This is a genomic window from Psychroserpens luteolus (genome assembly GCF_021032705.1).
GTDB lineage: Bacteria > Bacteroidota > Bacteroidia > Flavobacteriales > Flavobacteriaceae > Psychroserpens > Psychroserpens luteolus.
In genome coordinates, this window is record NZ_JAHVXI010000008.1 from 55,031 (window position 1) to 75,486 (window position 20,456).

At 34.0% G+C, this 20,456-nt stretch carries 7 protein-coding genes; all 7 read left to right on the forward strand.

Annotated elements, in window-relative coordinates; genetic code table 11:
• Position 1 precedes the first annotated feature (1 nt).
• A complete protein-coding gene (locus KWG70_RS16685) occupies positions 2–2,830 on the forward strand; it encodes a T9SS type B sorting domain-containing protein (RefSeq protein ID WP_230937181.1) in 2,829 nt (942 codons plus the stop codon).
• 7 nt (positions 2,831–2,837) lie between these two features.
• Positions 2,838–5,276 carry a T9SS type B sorting domain-containing protein gene (locus KWG70_RS16690; protein WP_230937182.1) on the forward strand — a complete coding sequence of 813 codons (2,439 nt, stop codon included), beginning with the start codon at positions 2,838–2,840 and terminating at the stop codon, positions 5,274–5,276.
• Between the two features lie 38 nt (positions 5,277–5,314).
• Positions 5,315–7,156 (forward strand): T9SS type B sorting domain-containing protein, encoded by a 1,842-nt coding sequence (locus KWG70_RS16695; protein ID WP_230937183.1) that lies wholly within the window; start codon positions 5,315–5,317, stop codon positions 7,154–7,156.
• Between the two features lie 700 nt (positions 7,157–7,856).
• Positions 7,857–12,698: a T9SS type B sorting domain-containing protein gene (locus KWG70_RS16700; protein WP_230937184.1), complete on the forward strand. Its 4,842-nt coding sequence runs from the start codon at positions 7,857–7,859 to the stop codon at positions 12,696–12,698.
• A gap of 73 nt (positions 12,699–12,771) precedes the next feature.
• On the forward strand, positions 12,772–15,099 hold the full coding sequence (locus KWG70_RS16705; protein ID WP_230937185.1) for a T9SS type B sorting domain-containing protein: 2,328 nt from the start codon (positions 12,772–12,774) through the stop codon (positions 15,097–15,099).
• Positions 15,100–15,213: 114 nt separating this feature from the next.
• Positions 15,214–19,089, forward strand: coding sequence for a two-component regulator propeller domain-containing protein (locus KWG70_RS16710; RefSeq protein WP_230937186.1), 3,876 nt, complete (start codon positions 15,214–15,216; stop codon positions 19,087–19,089).
• A gap of 373 nt (positions 19,090–19,462) precedes the next feature.
• Positions 19,463–20,440 (forward strand): hypothetical protein, encoded by a 978-nt coding sequence (locus KWG70_RS16715; RefSeq protein WP_230937187.1) that lies wholly within the window; start codon positions 19,463–19,465, stop codon positions 20,438–20,440.
• Positions 20,441–20,456 lie beyond the last annotated feature (16 nt).

A 20,456-nucleotide genomic window follows, 5' to 3' on the forward strand; every position in this document is an offset into this window, starting at 1 on the left:
TATGAAATTTAAACTCCAATATTTAATCCTTCTCATCGGCTTTATCAGTTATGGTCAGAGCGAAGGTTCGTATTGGTTTTTTAATGAAAATGCTGGTGTCAATTTTAATTTTTGTGACGACAATGTGGTTACAGATACCAATGGAATGGTTCAAGGTGATGAAGTTGGATTTGAACGCTATCCTTCAGTGATTTCTGATAAATATGGAAATCTGTTGTTCTACTCAGATAGTAGAACCATCTGGAACAGAAATCATCAGCAATTCCCAAACGCTAGTTTGCTTAATGGTACTGACTTAAAAGGGTTTAAAAACTCAATTATTCTTCCAAAACCTAATAATCCTGGACACTACTATATTTTTACCATAGATTTCAAAGGCGCAAACAATCTCTTTGATGATGGGATTAATAGCGGTTTGAATTATTCTGAAATTGACATGTCGTTGGACAATGGATTAGGCGATGTCATACCAAGTCAAAAAGATATTGAGCTTATTACCTATAACCCACAATCAACTAACGAAACCATTATAAAAACAAGTTGGATGCTAACTGCTGTTAGAGGTTCAGACTGTAATTCCTATTGGATAATCACTCATTTTCAATCCAATTTTTATGCCTTTAAAATGGACGAAAACGGTGTAAATCCAAACCCAGTGATTTCTACAGTAGCGCCTTTACAAGAAATTGGAATTCTTGCCAGTACAGGTAATCCTTTTTATTATGGATCTGGACAATTAAAATCTTCTCCTGATGGTACAAAATTAGCAATTGCGCATAGTGCTTTTCCAACAGAAATTGAAGGAGAATACTCAACTCCAGGCAGTATTCATTTATATGACTTTGATAATACTTCAGGAGTTATAGATAACAGAAAAAACATTTTTATAGGTCAAAATGATAATGACTACCCAAGAGCAATTGAGTTTTCTTCTCAAGGAAATTGGCTCTATGGAATAACGGCTGAAGGTGGATTGATAGATCTAGATGTACCGAAACGGTTCTTACGATGGGATTTAAATGCAGACAGTATTCAAAACTCGATAGAAATTATAGAAGAGCAAGGTTTTGCCACAAGTGATGCACTACAGCTTGGCAATGACAATAAAATTTATAGAACTAATATTATTTTTGACAATAATAACAATGACTATCTGCGTTATATGAGCGTCATTACAAACCCTGATGTCAATAACTTAGACGACATCAATTATATTGAATTTAGTTTTTTGGTCGATATCAACGATGACTTTCAAAATACGGTGAGAATGACTTTACCACAAATTAACAGACAATGGTTTAATCGACGAATTGATATTGTAAATAACGGCCTAAGTCGATGCGAACTGTTTTTATGTGGCGGGCAAAGCAAAAATTTAGTTGCCATGAATATTGAAGGCGCGACATATACATGGTTTCAAGATGGTCAAGTTCTCAATGGTGAAACAGGATTTATTTTAGAGGTGACTACGCCAGGTTTCTATGAAGTATTCATCGAGCCCAACGATGGTCGCTGCCCTATTGAAGGCAACGCTACTGTTTTAATTTCTACAGAGGATATTCCAGTGGCTAATGATGCCTCAATACTTCAATGTGATGACGATACCGACAATGTTACCGTTTTTAACTTGAGTGAAGTCACTGAGGTTGTTTCCAATGCAGCAGATGGCGTTCAGGTTAAATTTTATGAAACCTTCAGTAATGCGCAAAATGAGATTGCTCCAATATCTGTTAATTATACAAACACGTCTAATCCGCAAATTATTTATGCAGTAGTAAAAAACACTGATAATGGTTGTATAAATATTTCCGAAGTGACCTTAGAAGTAAGTAGTACAACTGCAAATAATGCAATCTTAGAAGACTGTGATATGGGAGAAAACGACGGGTTAACAACATTTAATCTTTCTGATGCTAATGATGCCATAACAGCTGGTTTACCCGATGGATTAACCATTTCTTATTATCCAACCTATGAAGATGCTTTATTGGAGAGTTTCCCTCTAGCTACAAATTTTTCTAATACAATCCCTTATGCGCAAACCGTATATGCAAGAGTAGAAAATGATAATGCGTGTTATGGTATTAGTGAGATTCAATTGAGTGTTTATGAACTCCCAGATGTTGAACCAGAAGAAACACTATATTATTGTCTAAATACTGCTCCAGATACAATTACACTAACTGGAGGCGTTATTGGTGATTTGCCTAACAACTACTCTTACGAATGGTCTACTGGTGCTACAACTACAGAAATTGATGTTAACGAACCAGGAATTTATACGGTAAGGGTAAGTAATACTAACGGCTGTTTTGTTGACAGAACCATAACTGTAATCGCTTCTAATATTGCTACCATTACTAACATACAAGTGACAGATGCTACATTCAACAACTCTATATCTGTATTTGTAACTGGTGAAGGCATTTATGAATTTGCATTGGATAATCCTATTGGTCCCTATCAAGAAAGCCCTTTATTTGAAAATGTAAGTTTTGGTTTCCATACTGTGTATGTTAGAGATATTAAAAACGACTGTGGAATAGTTGAACAATTGGTTTCAGTGATTGGAGTTCCAAAATTCTTTACGCCAAACGGAGATACACATAATGTATTTTGGAATGTCAAAGGTATTTCAGCAGATTTTCAACCCAATACTCAAGTTTTGATTTTTGATCGCTATGGTAAATTACTGATAGAGGTTGATCCGCTTGGTTCTGGTTGGGACGGTACTTTTAATGGTTTTGATATGCCAACTAATGATTATTGGTATGTTATTACGCTAGAAGACGGACGAATATTAAAAGGACATTTTACTTTAAAACGTTAAATTTTACATGAATAGAACCCCAAAATTATCAGTATTAATTACTCTTTTATTATACATTAACCTTATTCAAGCGCAAACGCCTAATGACTGCTCGGATGCGATTCAAATCTGCGGTAATTCTAGTGTAGATCTAGATGTAAGTGGCACAGGAAACATTGATACGTTTTCTAATGCTTGCGGTATGGTTGAAAATAATACCATCTGGTTTAGACTCACTTTTGAGCAAGGAGGAACTTTAGGCTTTGTACTCACACCAAATAGTAGTGCGATTACAGAAGATTACGATTTTTCAGTATTTGGCCCAACAAATTCTTGTGCTAACTTAGGTCAAGCCATTAGATGTTCTACAACAAACCCAGCCGCTGCAAATCAAGGTAATAATTTAACTGGAATGAGTGACCCTGAAACTGATGTTTCTGAAGGTCCGGGAGCAGATGGAAATAGTTTTGTTAGTTGGATTACGGTTCAAGCAGGAGAAACATACTACCTCTTAATTGATAGACCTATTGGTAATAGTCCATTTAGTTTAGAATGGACTGGAACAGCTCAATTCCCCGAGTCTCCAGAACCACAAGTGCCAAATGACGATGCTGCACTTTCTTTTGACAGATGTGATAATCTGGCGCCTTTTGATGATGGAGTTGCCTCTTTTAATTTAGAAGAAAACACACCTATTATATTAGGTGGACAAACCAATACTGTTGTGACTTATCATACAACTGAAGAAGATGCTATACTTGGTAATAATCCTATTGCTAGCCCTTACATGAATACAAACAGCAACGAAATTATTTATTCAAGAATAGAAAACACCGTATCGGGTTGTTTTGTCACCACTCAATTTAATCTGAATGTAAGGAGCATCAATGCGAATGCGCCCAGTGATTTGATTATTTGTGATAATGATAATGATGGCGATATTACCAACGGAATAGCTGAGTTTGATTTAGAAGAGACTATATCTGAAGTTTTAAGTGGACAAGATCCTGATAATTTTACAGTCACATTTCATACTACAGAGAATGATGCAGAAAATGATACTAATCCAATAGCAACCATGTTTGAAAATACTATGCCTGATACTCAGCAAGTATTTATTCGTATTGAAGAAATTGCAAATGATTGTATTGGTGTTTTTCCTTTAAACTTAACTGTTAATCCAATTCCTGAGGCCAATGACACTACACTTATTCAATGTGATGAAGATGGGATTCCTGAAGGCTTTACCATTTTTGACCTTAATCAAGCTTTTGATGATATTACTGGCGGTGTTCCCGATAGAACGATTAACTTCTATGTATCGCTTTCAGATTTGGAAAATGATGAAGATGAACTCAATGCTGATGCCTTTGAAAATTATTTCAATCCGCAAACTATCTATGCGTTGGTAACCAACACTACTGTAGGTTGCACTAATATTGCTCAACTAACCTTAGAAACCAGCTCTACAGCTTCTAATAATGCTGTTTTGGAAGTCTGTGATGATGATGGTACCGAAGATGGATTTTATAATTTCAACCTCTCTAATGCGCTTGATGATATTCTCTTTGGATTACCTGCCGATTTAGATGTTACTTTCTATGAAACCTATGAAGAGGCACTAATCGAAGACAACCCTTTAAATAATAACTTTACCAACACAACTCCTTATTCTCAAACCATTTATGCACGTGTTGAGAACATGAACGCTTGCTTTGGAATTAGTGACATTCAGCTTACCGTATTTGAACTCCCAAATATTGTCATTCAAGAAGAAGTCTTTTACTGTCTTAATAATTTCCCTGAAACGATTACCTTAACTGGTGGCCTTATTGATGATATTCCTAATAATTATTATTACGACTGGTCTACTGGTGAAGATGAATTTGAAATTCAGGTCAATGAACCTGGCATCTATACGGTTAGAGTAACCTCTACAGATGGTTGCTTTAAAGATAGAGCCATTACAGTATCGCCTTCTGATATTGCTACATTTACCAGTATTGAAGTGACCGATGCCACAACTAATAATTCCATTTCTGTTTTTGTGTCTGGTGACGGCATCTATGAATATGCGCTAGACGATCCTAGTGGACCATACCAAGAGAGCAACGTCTTTGAAAATGTAAGCTTTGGATTTCATACCGTGTATGTTCGTGATATTGAAAATGATTGTGGTATTGTTGAAGAGTTGGTCTCTGTGATTGGATTCCCGAAATTTTTCACGCCTAATGGAGATACGTATAATCAACATTGGCAGGTCAAGGGAATTTCAGCAGATTTTCAACCTAACTCACAAATATTGATCTTTGATCGCTTTGGAAAGCTACTTAAAGAACTCGATCCGCTTGACGTTGGTTGGGATGGCACCTTTGATGGCTTTAATATGCCTGCAAGTGATTATTGGTTTGTAGTGACTTTAGAAGATGGTCGCACACTTAAAGGACATTTTGCATTAAAGCGCTAACTAAAATTTGTGTAAATTGAATATCTAAAAATCGTTAAATGAGGTTCTTAAAACACATAATAGTTATTGTAGCCTTTGTTTTTACAATTCCCTCATTTGCGCAAGACATTGAACTTTTCCAGCAATTCAACGGTAGGTATGACTACACAGCTATTGGCAATACACTCAATCCGTTTGAGAATAATTTAGATGATAGTTTTTGTTTTCCTTTAGAGTCTTCTAGCGCGACACTTAACTTGTCGTCATCTGCTACTGTAGTCGCCGCTTATTTATATTGGGCAGGTTCTGGTACTGGAGACACAAATGTCACACTTAACGGACTTTCAATAGACGCTGCAGACACGTATACAGTGGATTATTCAGAGCCTTTAGCGGATACGCTTACTTATTTTTCATGCTATGCAGATATTACCGATTTTATAATTTCCGAGGGAAACACGCTCTATGAACTATCTGATCTAGATTTAACGGATACATTAACCAATACACCTGGATTCTGTAACAATCGAACCAACTTTGCTGGCTGGAGTATCTATATCATTTTTGAAGATAGTACACTCCCATTAAATCAATTAAATCTATATCAAGGCTTAGAGATTATTAATAGAAATAATCAAGAAAAAACCATTACAATAGATAACCTTAATGTGATTGATAATGAAGGTGCAAAAATTGGATTTTTAGCTTGGGAAGGCGATAACAACCTAAACTTCGGTGAAAGCTTATCTATTAACGATAATATCTTATCAAACCCACCACTAAATTTAAGTGACAATGCGTTTAATGGTACTAATAGTTTTACAAATTCGAGTACATTTTATAATGCAGACTTAGACGTTTATGATATTCAAGATAACATCAACATTGGTGATACAAGCGCTATCATAAAAATGACTACTGGTGATTTTGATGAGTTTGGTGTTTTTAGAGCAGACCTCATAATTATAAATAATATAGTTACTGTTTTAAATAGTCAATTACCAGATGCAACAATCGTACTTGATGATTATATTATCAATTGTGGTGATCGCAGTCTTACTGTTGATTACACTGTTTTTAATACCAATAGTACAGATCCTTTGCCTGCAAACACACCTTTAGCATTGTATGCTGATGGTATTCTTGTGGGACAAACACAAACACAAAGCGACATCTTAATAGATGCTTCAGAAAGTGGTACGATTACAATAACATTACCAGATACTATAGACGATATATTCTTGTTGACCTTAATTATTGATGATGATGGCACTGGAAATGGAATTGTTACTGAAATCAATGAAAATAACAATATTGATGATGAACTTATTGAGCTTTTAGTTATTCCTCCTATTCAAATACTACCTGATGAAATAGCGTGTAATGAAGGCTTTAATAGTGCAGTTTTTAATTTAGTAGAACTTTTTGAAAACGCCATAACGACTGAATTAGAAGTTGAATTCTACGAAACCATAGACGATTTAGAATCTAATATAAATGCTATTTCAAGCCCTGAAGCCTATTCGAATACAAGTAACCCAAAAACTATATATATCAAAGTATACAATCCACCTTGCTATGATTTGTACCAGTTTGACCTTTCAGTAGAAAATTGTCCACCTTATGTACCTGAAGGGTTTTCACCAAATGACGATGGCACAAATGATTGGTTTAATATTCAAGGGCTCTACGATATTTTTGAAGATCATAAACTTAAAATCTTTAACCGTTATGGCACATTAATTTTTGAGGGCGATAATAACAAAAAATGGTATGGCTTGATTAACAGAGGTTTAAATAATCATGGTAAACGTGTACCAGTTGGTACGTACTTCTATGTTCTTGATCTTAATGATGTAAACTATCGACCACTGGTAGGCTGGGTGTACGTAAATTACTAGAAATGTTAAAATTTGATGTAATTCATCTTATTTTTTTGTGCTTTAACTTATTTAATCCTAGTTTTCTATTGAAATCAATCTGATGTTCACAATCGCTCCCTCCTATTTTTCCGAATTGTGACTATCAACCAACCAACAATCATGAAACAATTTTCGTCAAGATGATTACAATACTTTAAAATCACACAATTACCTACTTACAAATTTTAAGCAGGAACCTACCTTGGTACTACAACGACGTATTCTTCCCAGGAGAAACAGCTCCAAATCTTAACGTTAGTCAATCGGGAAAATCATACCGTTGTAGTCCAATTTCCTGTGTTAGTAAACACATCACTAATAATTATAACGACGAAGCACAATTAAATGTGTTTCGTCGCTTTATATATTAAATATTTTGGCGAGAGAATTTGTTTCAATATGGACTTATTAAATGAAAATTCGAGATTAAACATCATTCAAATCAATGAATAAAAGAGAAAGACTTCAATGATGATTTCGTTATCGAAAACTGCAATAATTTAACAATTTGGACCTTAATGGACATTTAAGAGATCATAAGTGTTAAAATTTCATGTTATTCGTCGTCTTTTTTTGTATTTCATCTAAATTACATCTACTTTTCCATCCAACAGAATATCTATAATCAAACAAGTCCCAAACTAACTAGGTTGTGATATTATAACTTAACCGCTTACAAATGACATTTTTGAAACAATCCCTCTTCATTATTGCATGTCTTATGTGCTGCACAATTGGTGCCCAGCAAATTAGTATCAATAACTCATTTACAGAACAAGAACTTATAGAAAACAATCTTATTCAAGGTTGTGTTGAAACGTCTAATATTCAATCCCAAGTTAATGGTCAAATTAACGGATTTAATAGTTTTGCCTATTTCGAGCGAGCTGGTTCTAATTTTCCCTTTGAAAACGGAATCATGTTATCTACAGGTAATGCTGCATCTGGAGGAAATACAGTAAATACAGCTGTTTTAAATGAAGGAGAGTCCAATTGGACAACTGATTCAGATTTAGAAACCGCTCTTGGAATCACTGGAACACTAAATGCTACGTCGATAGAGTTCGACTTTGTATCGGTTGCAAACCAAATCCAGTTTAATTATATCCTAGCATCTGAAGAATATTTTGGAAACTTCCCTTGTGAATACTCTGATGGTTTTGCTTTTCTTATTAAAGAAGCAGGTACCAATGACCCATATGTTAATATTGCAGTAATTCCTGGAACAACCACTCCCGTAAATACAAACACCATTCATGATGAAATTGTTGGCTTTTGTAGTGCCTCAAACGACCAATTCTTTGAAGGTTACAATCTAAGCGACACTAATTATAATGGTCGTACAACTGTAATGACAGCAACAGCAAGTATACAGCCTAACGTTCAGTATCATATCAAATTAATAATAGCCGATCAAACCGATAAAAATTATGATTCAGCTGTATTCATTGAAGGAAATAGTTTTAATTCTACAGTAAATTTAGGTCCAAATATTCAAACCTGTGCAGACCTAGTAACTTTAGATGGAGATATTGAAAATCCGTTAGCTACATACTCTTGGTTTTTAAATAACAACAGCATTCCTGGCGAAACACAATCAACTTTAGATGTGACTCAATCTGGAGATTACCGAGTGGAAATTGAAATTCCTTTAGCTGGTTCTACTTGTCTGATAGAAGATAGCGTATCTGTAATTTTAAGTTCAACACAATCAGCTGGACCAATTTCAGATTATGAATTATGTGATGATGCTGGTGCTGACCAAACAGAAACTTTTGATTTATCTACAAAAGACGCTGAAGCTATAGCAGCTGTTCCTGCTTCAAATTATACAGTAAGCTATCATCTTACAGCCAATGATGCTCAAAATGCTGCAAATGCAGTATCAGGGTCTTTTCAAAACTCCTCAAACCCACAAACGATATTTGTAAGAATAGAAGATACAACTACTGGATGTTTGGCATTTCAAAGTTTTAATCTAGTCGTTAACCCCTTACCTATTATTACACAACCAACAACTTTAATGGTTTGTGATGATGCTACAGCTGATGGTTTTACAACCATAGATTTATCTCAAAAAGATGATGAGATTACAAATGGGAATTTCGATTTAAGTGTCACCTATCATTTCACACAAAATGATGCTGATAATGGTATAAATGCCATTCCGTTGCCTTATGTGAATACGAATGCAAATGAAACACTTTTTGTTAATGTCACAAATATAAACACGGGATGTTCTACAACAACAACCTTAGATATTGAGGTTTTGAATAATCCTGTTATTAATACAGATGATTATTATATCGAAGCCTGTGACTCCGATCATGATGGTTTTGCCAACTTTGATCTCACCGCTGCAATTGATGATATTTTAGAAGGATTAACTGGTGTTAATGTCACCTTTCATGAAACTCAAGAAGATGCTGATCTAGGTGTAAATGCTATTGCAAATGAGACCAATTACACAAATATAAATACTGATGAACAAATCATTTTTGTTCGAGTAGAAGATGCTAATACAGGTTGTGCAACTACTACACCTATTGAAATTCATACAAATCTATTACTAACTGCAACAGATATTAGAAATTTTGTTCTATGTGATGTAAATAATGATGGTATTGAAGAGTTTGATTTAATAAGTATTAGCGAAACTATAATTAATGACGTTGAGGAAGTAATGGAATATGATGTTTCAGTAGCTTTTTATTTGACCGAAGAAGATAGAATCAATGAGGCAAATCCTATGGATACAAACACTCCTTTTATTCCAACTTCAAATCCTCAAACACTTTACATAACAATTACAAGTCCTGAATGTCAAGAATTTGCCGAAATTGAATTAATAATTTACCCAATTATTGAATTTGATCCTGTAGACAATCAATTGGTTTGTGATACAGACCAAGATGGATTTACAACTATAGATTTGAGTCAATATGATAATTTAATTACAAACGGTCTACCAGATTTTACTGTTTTTTATTACGCTTCAGAAGCTGATGCTAATGCAGGCATAAATGCGCTATCAACACAATATACGAATACGTCTAACCCTCAGACATTATTCGTTAGAATTAGGTCTGACGCTACATTTTGTGCAGATATTAACCCACTAGTGATCGAAGTTTTACCTGCTCCTTTATCAATCCAGCCTACAGATATTATTATTTGTGATGACGATCAGGACGGTGTATCTATTATTGATTTGAATAGTAAAATTTCAGAGTTGGTGAGCGACACTACTGATAGAAGTATCACATTTTACAATACTCAAAGTGATGCAGATTCGGCAACTAATGTAATTGCGACAGCAACATCATATGCTGCTAGCACAGAGACTGTTTTTGCTAGAATAGAAAACACGATTACTGGATGTCATTCTACCGAAAGCATAGAAATCATCGTTAACACACTTCCTAATTTTACCGCAATTTCAAACTATAAGATTTGCGAAGACCAAAGTGATAATGTAGGTGATTTTATCTTTTCTACTAAAGATGCTGAAATATTAAACGGCCAAACAGGAAAAGAAACGCTATACTTTTTAAATCAATCCGATGCAGATAATAACACGAATCCAATTGATAAAGCTATAGCATATCAAAATACATCAAACCCTCAAACCATCTTTGTGAGAGTTCAAAATATTACAGATACCGATTGCTACGGAACAGCTTCTTTTATTATTGAAGTAGGTACAAATCCTGTATTTAATACTCCAACAGATTGGTTTGTTTGTGATGACATCTCAAATGATGGAAGTGAAACTTTTGACTTAAACACTAAAGTCCAAGAAATTTCACAAGGTATTAATGACACCTTAGATATTACATTCTATACCTCATTGTCTAATGCTGAAAACGACATCGATGCACTACCTCTAAACTATACAAACACTCTAAATCCACAACAAATTTTTGTGGTTATCGATAATGGAACTATTTGTAATTCGATTACAAGTTTTGAATTAAATATCATTCAATCACCCGAAGCTAATCCAGCATTGCCTATATCGATGTGTGATGAAGATTACGATGGCATTGTAACCTTTGATCTTACTCAAGCGGAATTTGATATTCTCGATGTAAGGCAAGATGACATTACGGTGACCTATTTCGAAACTATGGAAGATCTGGAAGCGAATACAAATGCTATTCAGAATCCGAGCAATTATACCAACCTCACGAATCCGCAAACTGTTTTCATTCGAGTGACGAATACCATTTCAAATTGCTTCGTATCTATTCCTTTAGAGTTAGACGTTAACCTTCCTCCTGCGATTAATGATTTTGGAGCTTATCAAATTTGTGATAATGAAAATGACCTATTCGATTTATCTGAAATTGATGCAACATTACTAGATCAGACGGCAAACGTCCTAGTGAGTTATTATGCTTCTGAACCAGATGCACGTAACCAAGAAAATCCTTTAGCTAACGACTATAACTATCAAACCAATAATGATACACTATTTGCTCGTGTAGAATTTTCTACAACGCATTGTTTTACAATCTATGAGTTCAACCTACAGGTAAATTCGTTACCTATAGCTAATCAGCCCAATGATTTAGAAGCTTGTGATGATAATTTTGATGGGTTTTTAGTAGTTGACTTAACACAACAGAATGCTCAAATTCTGGGCGGTCAAAATCCTAACGCATTCACAGTTACCTACTATAATGATATACTATTAGCTAATCAAGGTACAAATGACTTAGGAGATAGTTATGATGCGATAACAAATGAAACTATTTATGTTCGTGTCGAGAATAACGCAACTGGCTGTTATAGCACAACTCAATTTATGACTATTGTTTTTGAAAAACCAGTCATTGATTTAGATGATCAAGTCATCTGTTTAGACAACTTACCACTTATTGTTAGTGCAAACACAAACAATGTTGGTGATACATATGTATGGTCAACTAACGAAACAACGCCTGAAATTGAAATTACAGATATTGGAACTTATTCCGTGACAGTAACTACACCAAACGGTTGTGAAACAACACGAGTATTCTCTGTATCTGAGTCTGAAGCCGCGACCATCGAAATCACTGAAACTGTAGATTTCTCCGATCCAAACAATATTACAGTAACCATTAGTGGTATTGGAAATTATTTGTATCAATTAGATGACAATCCACCACAAGATACAGGCTTTTTCCAAAATGTAAGTCTTGGATATCATACCATAACTATTATTGATTTAAACGGATGTTCAGAAACAACAAAAGAGATCGTTGTCATCGATGCTCCGAAATTCTTTACACCTAATAATGATGGTTATTTTGATACCTGGCATATTACTGGTGTAGAAACCTTAACTGGTACAGTTGTATACATCTATGATCGTTATGGAAAAATGCTAACCACCCTAGATTCTAACTCTAGAGGATGGGATGGTTTGTACAATGGTAATCTTATGCCTGCAAATGATTATTGGTTTGTTGCCAATGTTAAAAAAGATAATATTTCCTTTCAGGTCAAAGGACATTTTTCATTGCGTTTGTAATAGACTAATCTTAACATTTTTTAAGGCTTAACAAGCTATTCAATGTGTATCTTTGCAATCGGAAAAATTGCAAATGAAATTCGCTATAAAAATTCTATGTTGTTTATTTTCGCTCGGTGTTTTTGGGCAAAACATTACTGTAGACTCACAAACGTTTACGCCACAACAACTCATTGAAGACATTCTTATTGATAGTGAGTGTATTGATAATGTTGTCGTTACAAATGTGGTTGGCGGAAATTTTAATGACTCAGACGAAAGCTACGGATTTTTTGATGCAACTGGAACCACATTTCCTTTCGAAACAGGACTTGTTATGAGCACTGGACGCTTATCTAATGTTCCTGGTCCAAATACAACGCTTAGTGATGATACGGCTTCAAATTGGTCTGGAGATAATGATCTTGAAACTATTCTTAATGAAACCAATACGACTAATGCGACCATTCTAGAATTTGATTTTACCTCTATTGCTACTCAAATTAGCTTTAGATATATTTTTGCTTCTGAAGAATATCAAGAAGGGAATCCAAATACATGTCAGTTCTCTGATTTATTTGGTTTTTTAATTCGCCCAATAGGAGAGCAACAATACACCAACATAGCCTTAGTACCAGGAACACAAACTCCAGTAAAAGTGACCACAGTTCATCCAGATCTTCCCGGATGTGATGCGGAAAACGAAGCCTACTTTGCAGGCTTTAATGGCGCTGTATCTCCTACAAACTTTAATGGACAAACCAGCATATTAACAGCGACGGCCAATGTTATTCCTAATCAAACTTATCATGTTAAATTAGTAATTGCAGATGAACAAAACTTTAGATTTGACTCCGCTGTTTTTCTTGAAGCTGGAAGCTTTAGATTGTCCACAGATTTAGGTCCAGACCGTTTAATTGCTAATGGAAATGCCATTTGTGGTGACGATACATTTACCATCCAAACCAATGAACCTGGAACGACAAATACCTATAAATGGTTTAAAGATGACGTAGAATTATTGGGTGAAACTAATGCATCTTTAGAGGTTGACGACGTTGGTTTATATAACGTTGAAATTACGAAAGGTACCTGCCTCCTATTTGGCGAGATTAATATAGAATATGCAGAAAACCCTGTAGTCTTTGATTCGGTGTTGATTGAATGTGACCAGAATCAAGATGGACTGACCTTTTATAATTTGTTTGATGTAGAAACTTTAGTTACGAACAGTGATTCTTCAATTTTTATCAGCGATTTTTTTCTTACTGAAAATGATGCCGAACAAAATATGAATGCCATTGTAGGTGCTAATAATTTTGAAAACACCACTCCTTTTCAAACCGTATATGCTAGAGTGGTCAATCAAGCCAATTGTTATAGTATTGCCGAAGTAGAGTTGCAAATTTCAAATAATATCGTTGTTATTCCTCCACTTGAAGCTTGTGACAATGATCCTGTCGATGGATTTACGAATTTCAATCTAAATGATATTAGAACGTCTATCGAACCTCAAATTCCGATGGACGCTTCAGTAAATTTTTATGAAACTGAAATTGATGCATTTTTAGACACCAATGCACTACCAAATACGTATCAAAACACATCAGCAAATACACAGACTATTTTTGTAAAAGTTGAAAGCAATAACCAGTGCTATTCGATATCGACCGCAGAGCTGGTTGTGTTATACACACCTGTTTTATTAGATAATGAAACTTTCATTTATTGCCTAAATAGCTTTCCTGAAACTATTACTTTGGTTGGAGGTGTCTTAAATGATGAACCTAACAATTATTACTACGAATGGCTGTTTAATGGTAGTACAACAGCTGTCAACACAACCTTTAATGATATTAACGAGCCTGGAAATTACACAGTCATTGTTACAGATCCTAACGGTTGCTCGTCTAGTAGAACCATTACAGTGTTGGCCTCTAATGTCGCCACCATAGATAATGTTATTGTTACCGAAGGATCAAGTAATAATACCGTTACAATAGAAGTGTCAGGCGAAGGTGATTACGAATTTGCATTGGATGATCCCGATGGTAATTATCAAGCTGATAATACATTTACCAATGTGACTCCTGGATTTCATACCGTATTTGTTCGCGATATGAATGGTTGTGGCATTACCGAAGAAACGATTTCTGTACTAGGCTTTCCAAAATTCTTTACACCAAATGGTGATCCTTATAATGAACGTTGGCAAGTATATGGTGTCAATTCACAATTTAATCAAGGTACTGATATCAAGATTTTTAATCGCTATGGTAAACTATTGACGCAGTTTGACAATGAAAGTGCTGGTTGGGATGGCACGCTTAATGGACAAGCACTACCAAGTGACGATTACTGGTTTACAGTGACGTTAATTGACGGAAGAACATTTACGGGTCACTTTGCCTTGAAGCGTTAACACATAGTATAGCCAAAAATATCGGTTAAAAGATAAACAATCAAATAGTTATCTCCATTTTAGAATATCAATTCACTATTATTACTTAACTTTAAGTTTAAATATTAGCTATTGATGATTCGTAGTATTGCTGTCATTCTTCTTTTAGTAAGTTGTAATTGCTTTGCTCAAAGCTCAAAGCAAATATCGTTTCGTGAATTAACTGTAGCCCAAGGTTTATCACAAAATAGCGTTGTTAGTATCGCTCAAGATTCTACAGGTTATATGTGGTTTGCTACACAAGACGGCCTCAACAAATACGATGGAAGATCTTTTACCTTTTTCAACAAACACTTTGAAGATGTCACCAGACCAACTTATAGCAAGCTAGGTAAATTATATATTGATAGACGTGATGATCTCTGGATTATTAGCAACTCAGGGATTCTTGAAAAATTTGACAAGAACACTCAACGTTTCAATCCCATACAATCCATAAAAAATGTAAGTGTCATTTTTCAGAACACAAAAAAAGAATATTATATCGGTTCCTACGGAAATGGGCTTTTTAAAATTGATTCTGAAACAAACGACACACTAAATGTTTTTAAACCTCAATTAAAAGGTCTCAATACATATGATATTATTGAATTAGATGGCGATAGTTATGTCGCTACATCCAAACACATATTTCAATTAAGTGATAAGTATATAAAGGCAGTAGAGGTTGAAAACAATGAAACAAACTTTAGTTCAATTACAGTTTCAGAAGAGAAAACAATATGGTTAGGCAGTTTTGAGAATGGATTGTATTATAAATCTCTAAAATCAAATAGATTTGAAAAGTTTAAGCATCCTGATCTGCCTTCAAAATTAAATATTCAAGATTTACTTATTGACAACAATAATAATGTATGGATAGCAACTTATGGAGATGGTTTATACATTCTTGAGTATAAAAAAAATAACGTAGCTCATTTTACCGAAAATAAGAACAATCCATACGCATTGCAATATAATGATGTACTATGCTTATATCAAGATTACACTGGTACAGTGTGGCTAGGAACAGATGGTGCTGGCTTGAGTTATTATGACGAACACCTAACAAAATTCAATGTCATTACTAATAAACAAACACCTAAAAACATACCTGTAGATGTCACTAGAGCTATAGTCTACGATACTAATAAAACGATGTGGTTGGGAACATCAGGAAAAGGTTTAACGTCTATCAATTTAGATGAAAACAACTACAAAAGTTACACCACGCAAAACTCAGCAATTAATAGCAATCGAATCATGAGCTTGTTGTTTGATGGTGGTGCGTTATGGATTGGTCATCAAGGAAAAGGGTTACAAATATTAGACAACTCTGGTACGTTTAAAACTATTGAACCATTGAAGAATGAAACTATCTGGAAAATTTATAAACACAGTAAGAATCAATTTTGGCTATGTACAAGAGATAGTGGTATTATTTTATATGAAAAAGGCAAAGGTATTATTCATAAATTTTCTACTGATAATTCAGGTTTAACTTCAAATAACATTAGAACCATCGAAAAAGGGAAAGCAAACGATATTTGGATTGGAACCGAGAACAATGGACTCTTTTTATTACATGCTCAAACTAAAATAATTGAACCAATCCAAAACATTACAGATAAAATTAAGTCGTTATATTTTAGAGACTCTATTCTATGGATTGGTACAAATGGAAATGGTATAAAAGAATACAACACTATACGTAAGGACATTAAAACTTATGCTCTTGAATATGGTTTATCTAATAATGTTATTTATGCAATCTTACCAGATGAAAACGGAAATTTATGGTTGAGTTCTAACAAAGGAATCACCCGATTTAACCCACAAGACGAGCAAAAGCGACGTGCTGAAAATTATTCAGAAAACAGTGGACTACAATCTTTTGAATTTAACACTGGAGCGTATTTTAAAGCTAATGATGGTACACTGTTCTTTGGCGGACTAGAAGGCGTTAATTGGTTCTCTCCAAGTGATTTAACTACTAATCAAGTGAAGCCTAAAACTGTTATTTCAAAATTTGAAATATTTAATAAGAAACAAGAAATGGCATCATCTGAAACATTTCGTCATGATCAAAATACCTTAACCTTTACCTTTGCTAGTTTACACTTTTCTGAGCCATCAAAAAATCTCTATCGCTACAAACTTATTAATCATGATGAAGACTGGTCTATACCTAATTACAACAATGTTGCGCATTATACAAATTTGCCTCCCAATACATATACGTTTCTAGTCACATCAAGTAATTATGAAGGTGTTTGGAACAAAACGCCTAAAACCTATTCATTTGAGATATTAAAACCTTGGTATAAAACAAACTTAGCTTATAGTATGTATGTGCTGCTAATTGGTTTAGGGGTTTTTGCCATTTTTAGTTATTTTAAATTTAAGTGGAAATTAGAAACTCAAGTACGCTTAGAACATGCAGAAACTGAACGTCTCAAACAATTAGATGAATTTAAAACCAAATTATACACCAATATTTCTCATGAGTTTAGAACGCCTTTAACACTTATTTCGGGTCCGATTGACCAACAACTATCTAGAAAAGCTTTAGACCCAAAAGATCGTAAAGAACTTAACTTGGTTAAGCAAAATGCAAACAGATTACTTAATCTGGTTAATCAAATGTTAGATCTTTCACTTATAGATTCAGGTCAATTACGATTACAGGTTGAGAAAGGAAATCTAAATGTCCTTTTAAAACAGATTATTGCTGCTTTTCAATACAAGGCAAACAACAAACATATTCATATTAATAGTCGTATCGAAAACCTTACTACAGCATGGTACGATGTTGATTTAATCGAAAAAATAGCATCCAACTTATTATCAAATGCCATTAAATATGCACCAGAGCATACAGAAATAATAATAGATGCTAATGCCTTAGACACTTCGTTAGTCTTATCAATAATCAACGTTAACACTAGTATTTCTAAAAAAGACTTTGAAAAATTATTTCAACGATTCTATCAAGATAATGAGGCTTCTGATGGTGTTGGAGTCGGTTTAGCACTCGTTAAAGAATTAGTTAATTTATCAAAAGGAAATATTACAGCCAATACAGTAGATCAAAATAAAGTGCAATTTACAGTTACACTTCCTATTTCTAAAGATGCCTTTACATCTTCAGAAATTAAAACTGAAACTAGAAATCAAATAGCTTTAGATGTATTAGATAACAACATAAATAAAAACCATGATGATCCACTTTTATTAATTGTTGAAGATGATAAAGACATAAGAGCATTTGTATCTTCAATTTTTAAGAATAGTTATCAAGTTATTGAAGCAGAAAACGGAAAAACTGGAATAGAGATGGCGTTACAACATATTCCAGATATCATCATTAGTGATATTATGATGCCAATTCAAGATGGTATTGCGTTATGTAACACTCTAAAATACAATGAACTCACAAGTCATGTACCAATTATTTTACTAACAGCCAAGGTTGGTGAAGAGAATGAGATTGAAGGCCTAAAAACTGGAGCTGATGCCTATATTACCAAACCATTTAATAGCGAAAAACTTCAGCTTAGAGTAAAAAAACTTATAGAAAACAGACAACAACTTCAAAAGCATTTTAGTAAAGATTTCACTATAAATCCTGAGATATCTATTACCTCTACTGAAGCTGAGTTTCTAAAACGATTAAAATTAGTATTAGATGAAAAAATAACTAATACAGATTTTACTAGTGAAGCATTTTCAGAAGCCATGCATATGAGTAGGACACAACTACATAGAAAACTAAAGGCTATTGTTAATATGAGTACATCAGAATTTATTAGAGCACAGCGTTTAAAACTGTCTATAGATCTACTTAAAAAGTCAGATGCTACCGTTTCCGAAATAGCCTACCAAATAGGTTTTAATACACCTTCATACTTTATTAAGTGCTTTAAAGACACTTATAACTGCACACCCAACGCGTATTTATCTAAAAAATGAAATGTGTTTTAAATTATTGATTTTCAATAGTTTAAAACACAATTTAAATACATGTTACATATGTTTCATACTTTGAAACATATCTTCCACTCCCTCCTGTGTCTTCATTATAATTTTACATCAATAAAGAATTCAATAGCTAAAGTTTAAGATGGATAACAATCCAAAAGAAAAAGAAGATGAAAAGATATACCTAAGTATCGATCATCTAAAAAAAGGGACTTATAAACTCAATATCCTTTTGAAAAATGAGATTATCAAAACAATAAAATTTTATAAACAATATTAAAGACGCTATTAATCAATTGAGAAAAGGGAGTAACAAAAAAACGTAGCGTAAACGTTATTCCCTTTTTTATTTAAAATTCAAATCATGAAAGTAAAATTAACACTACTTATTTTATGCTTAACCTATTTAAGTTATGCTCAAAATGGAATCAATTACAAAGCTCTTATCAAAGATGATAACGGAAATGCTATAGTTAATCAATCTGTAAGCATTCAGCTATCTATTCAAGAAAATTCAGATACGATTTATCAAGAAACTCATGTTGAAACAACAAGCAACAACGGATTTATAGTCTTAAATATTGGAGAAGGCACCTCATCATTGGGAAACTTCTCTAATATAGACTGGAGTAGCAATCCGCATTTTTTGAAAGTAGAAATTGATACTGGAAACGGATTAGTAGACATGGGGTCGTCACAATTCAAAACAGTGCCTTATGCGCTTAGTTCTGCTGATTCTTCCTGGGAAAAATCTGGAAATGATATTTATCGAGATTCAGGAAATATAGCTGTAGGAAGCTCTAGTGCTGAACAAAAACTAGATGTTAATGGTAAAATTAAAATTGCCGATGACAACACAGCTCCAACAGAAGGCACCATGCGCTACAATAGTGTAACTAAAAATTTTGAGGGTTATGATGGTACTAAATGGGTCATTCTTAATAATAACCCCTCATTTAATGTAACCACAATTACTGCACCAGATAATGATACTCCAAACTATACTGATTTCATATTTATCTCTGGTAGTCGCATCTCATTTTCTATTGACTTTAGTGCTCCTATGAATATATCTTCTGCAGTGATTGGCAGTTCAATACTTATTGGAGATGATGGTACTGGCACTGGAACTATGAATTGGTCTAATGGTGATACTCGATTGACCATTACAACTGATCAAAGTTATTTTGACCTTTCTGAAAATTGCTTTAGTGGTGTACCTGTAATTCTAAAAGGGAATGGTATCAATCAACTTCTTGATGCTAATAATCTTACCATTGATGGCGATGATGATGGCATTGCTGGTGGTGATTTCATTGTCATTTTTGTGACGATTTGCTAGATCGAATTTCAATTAT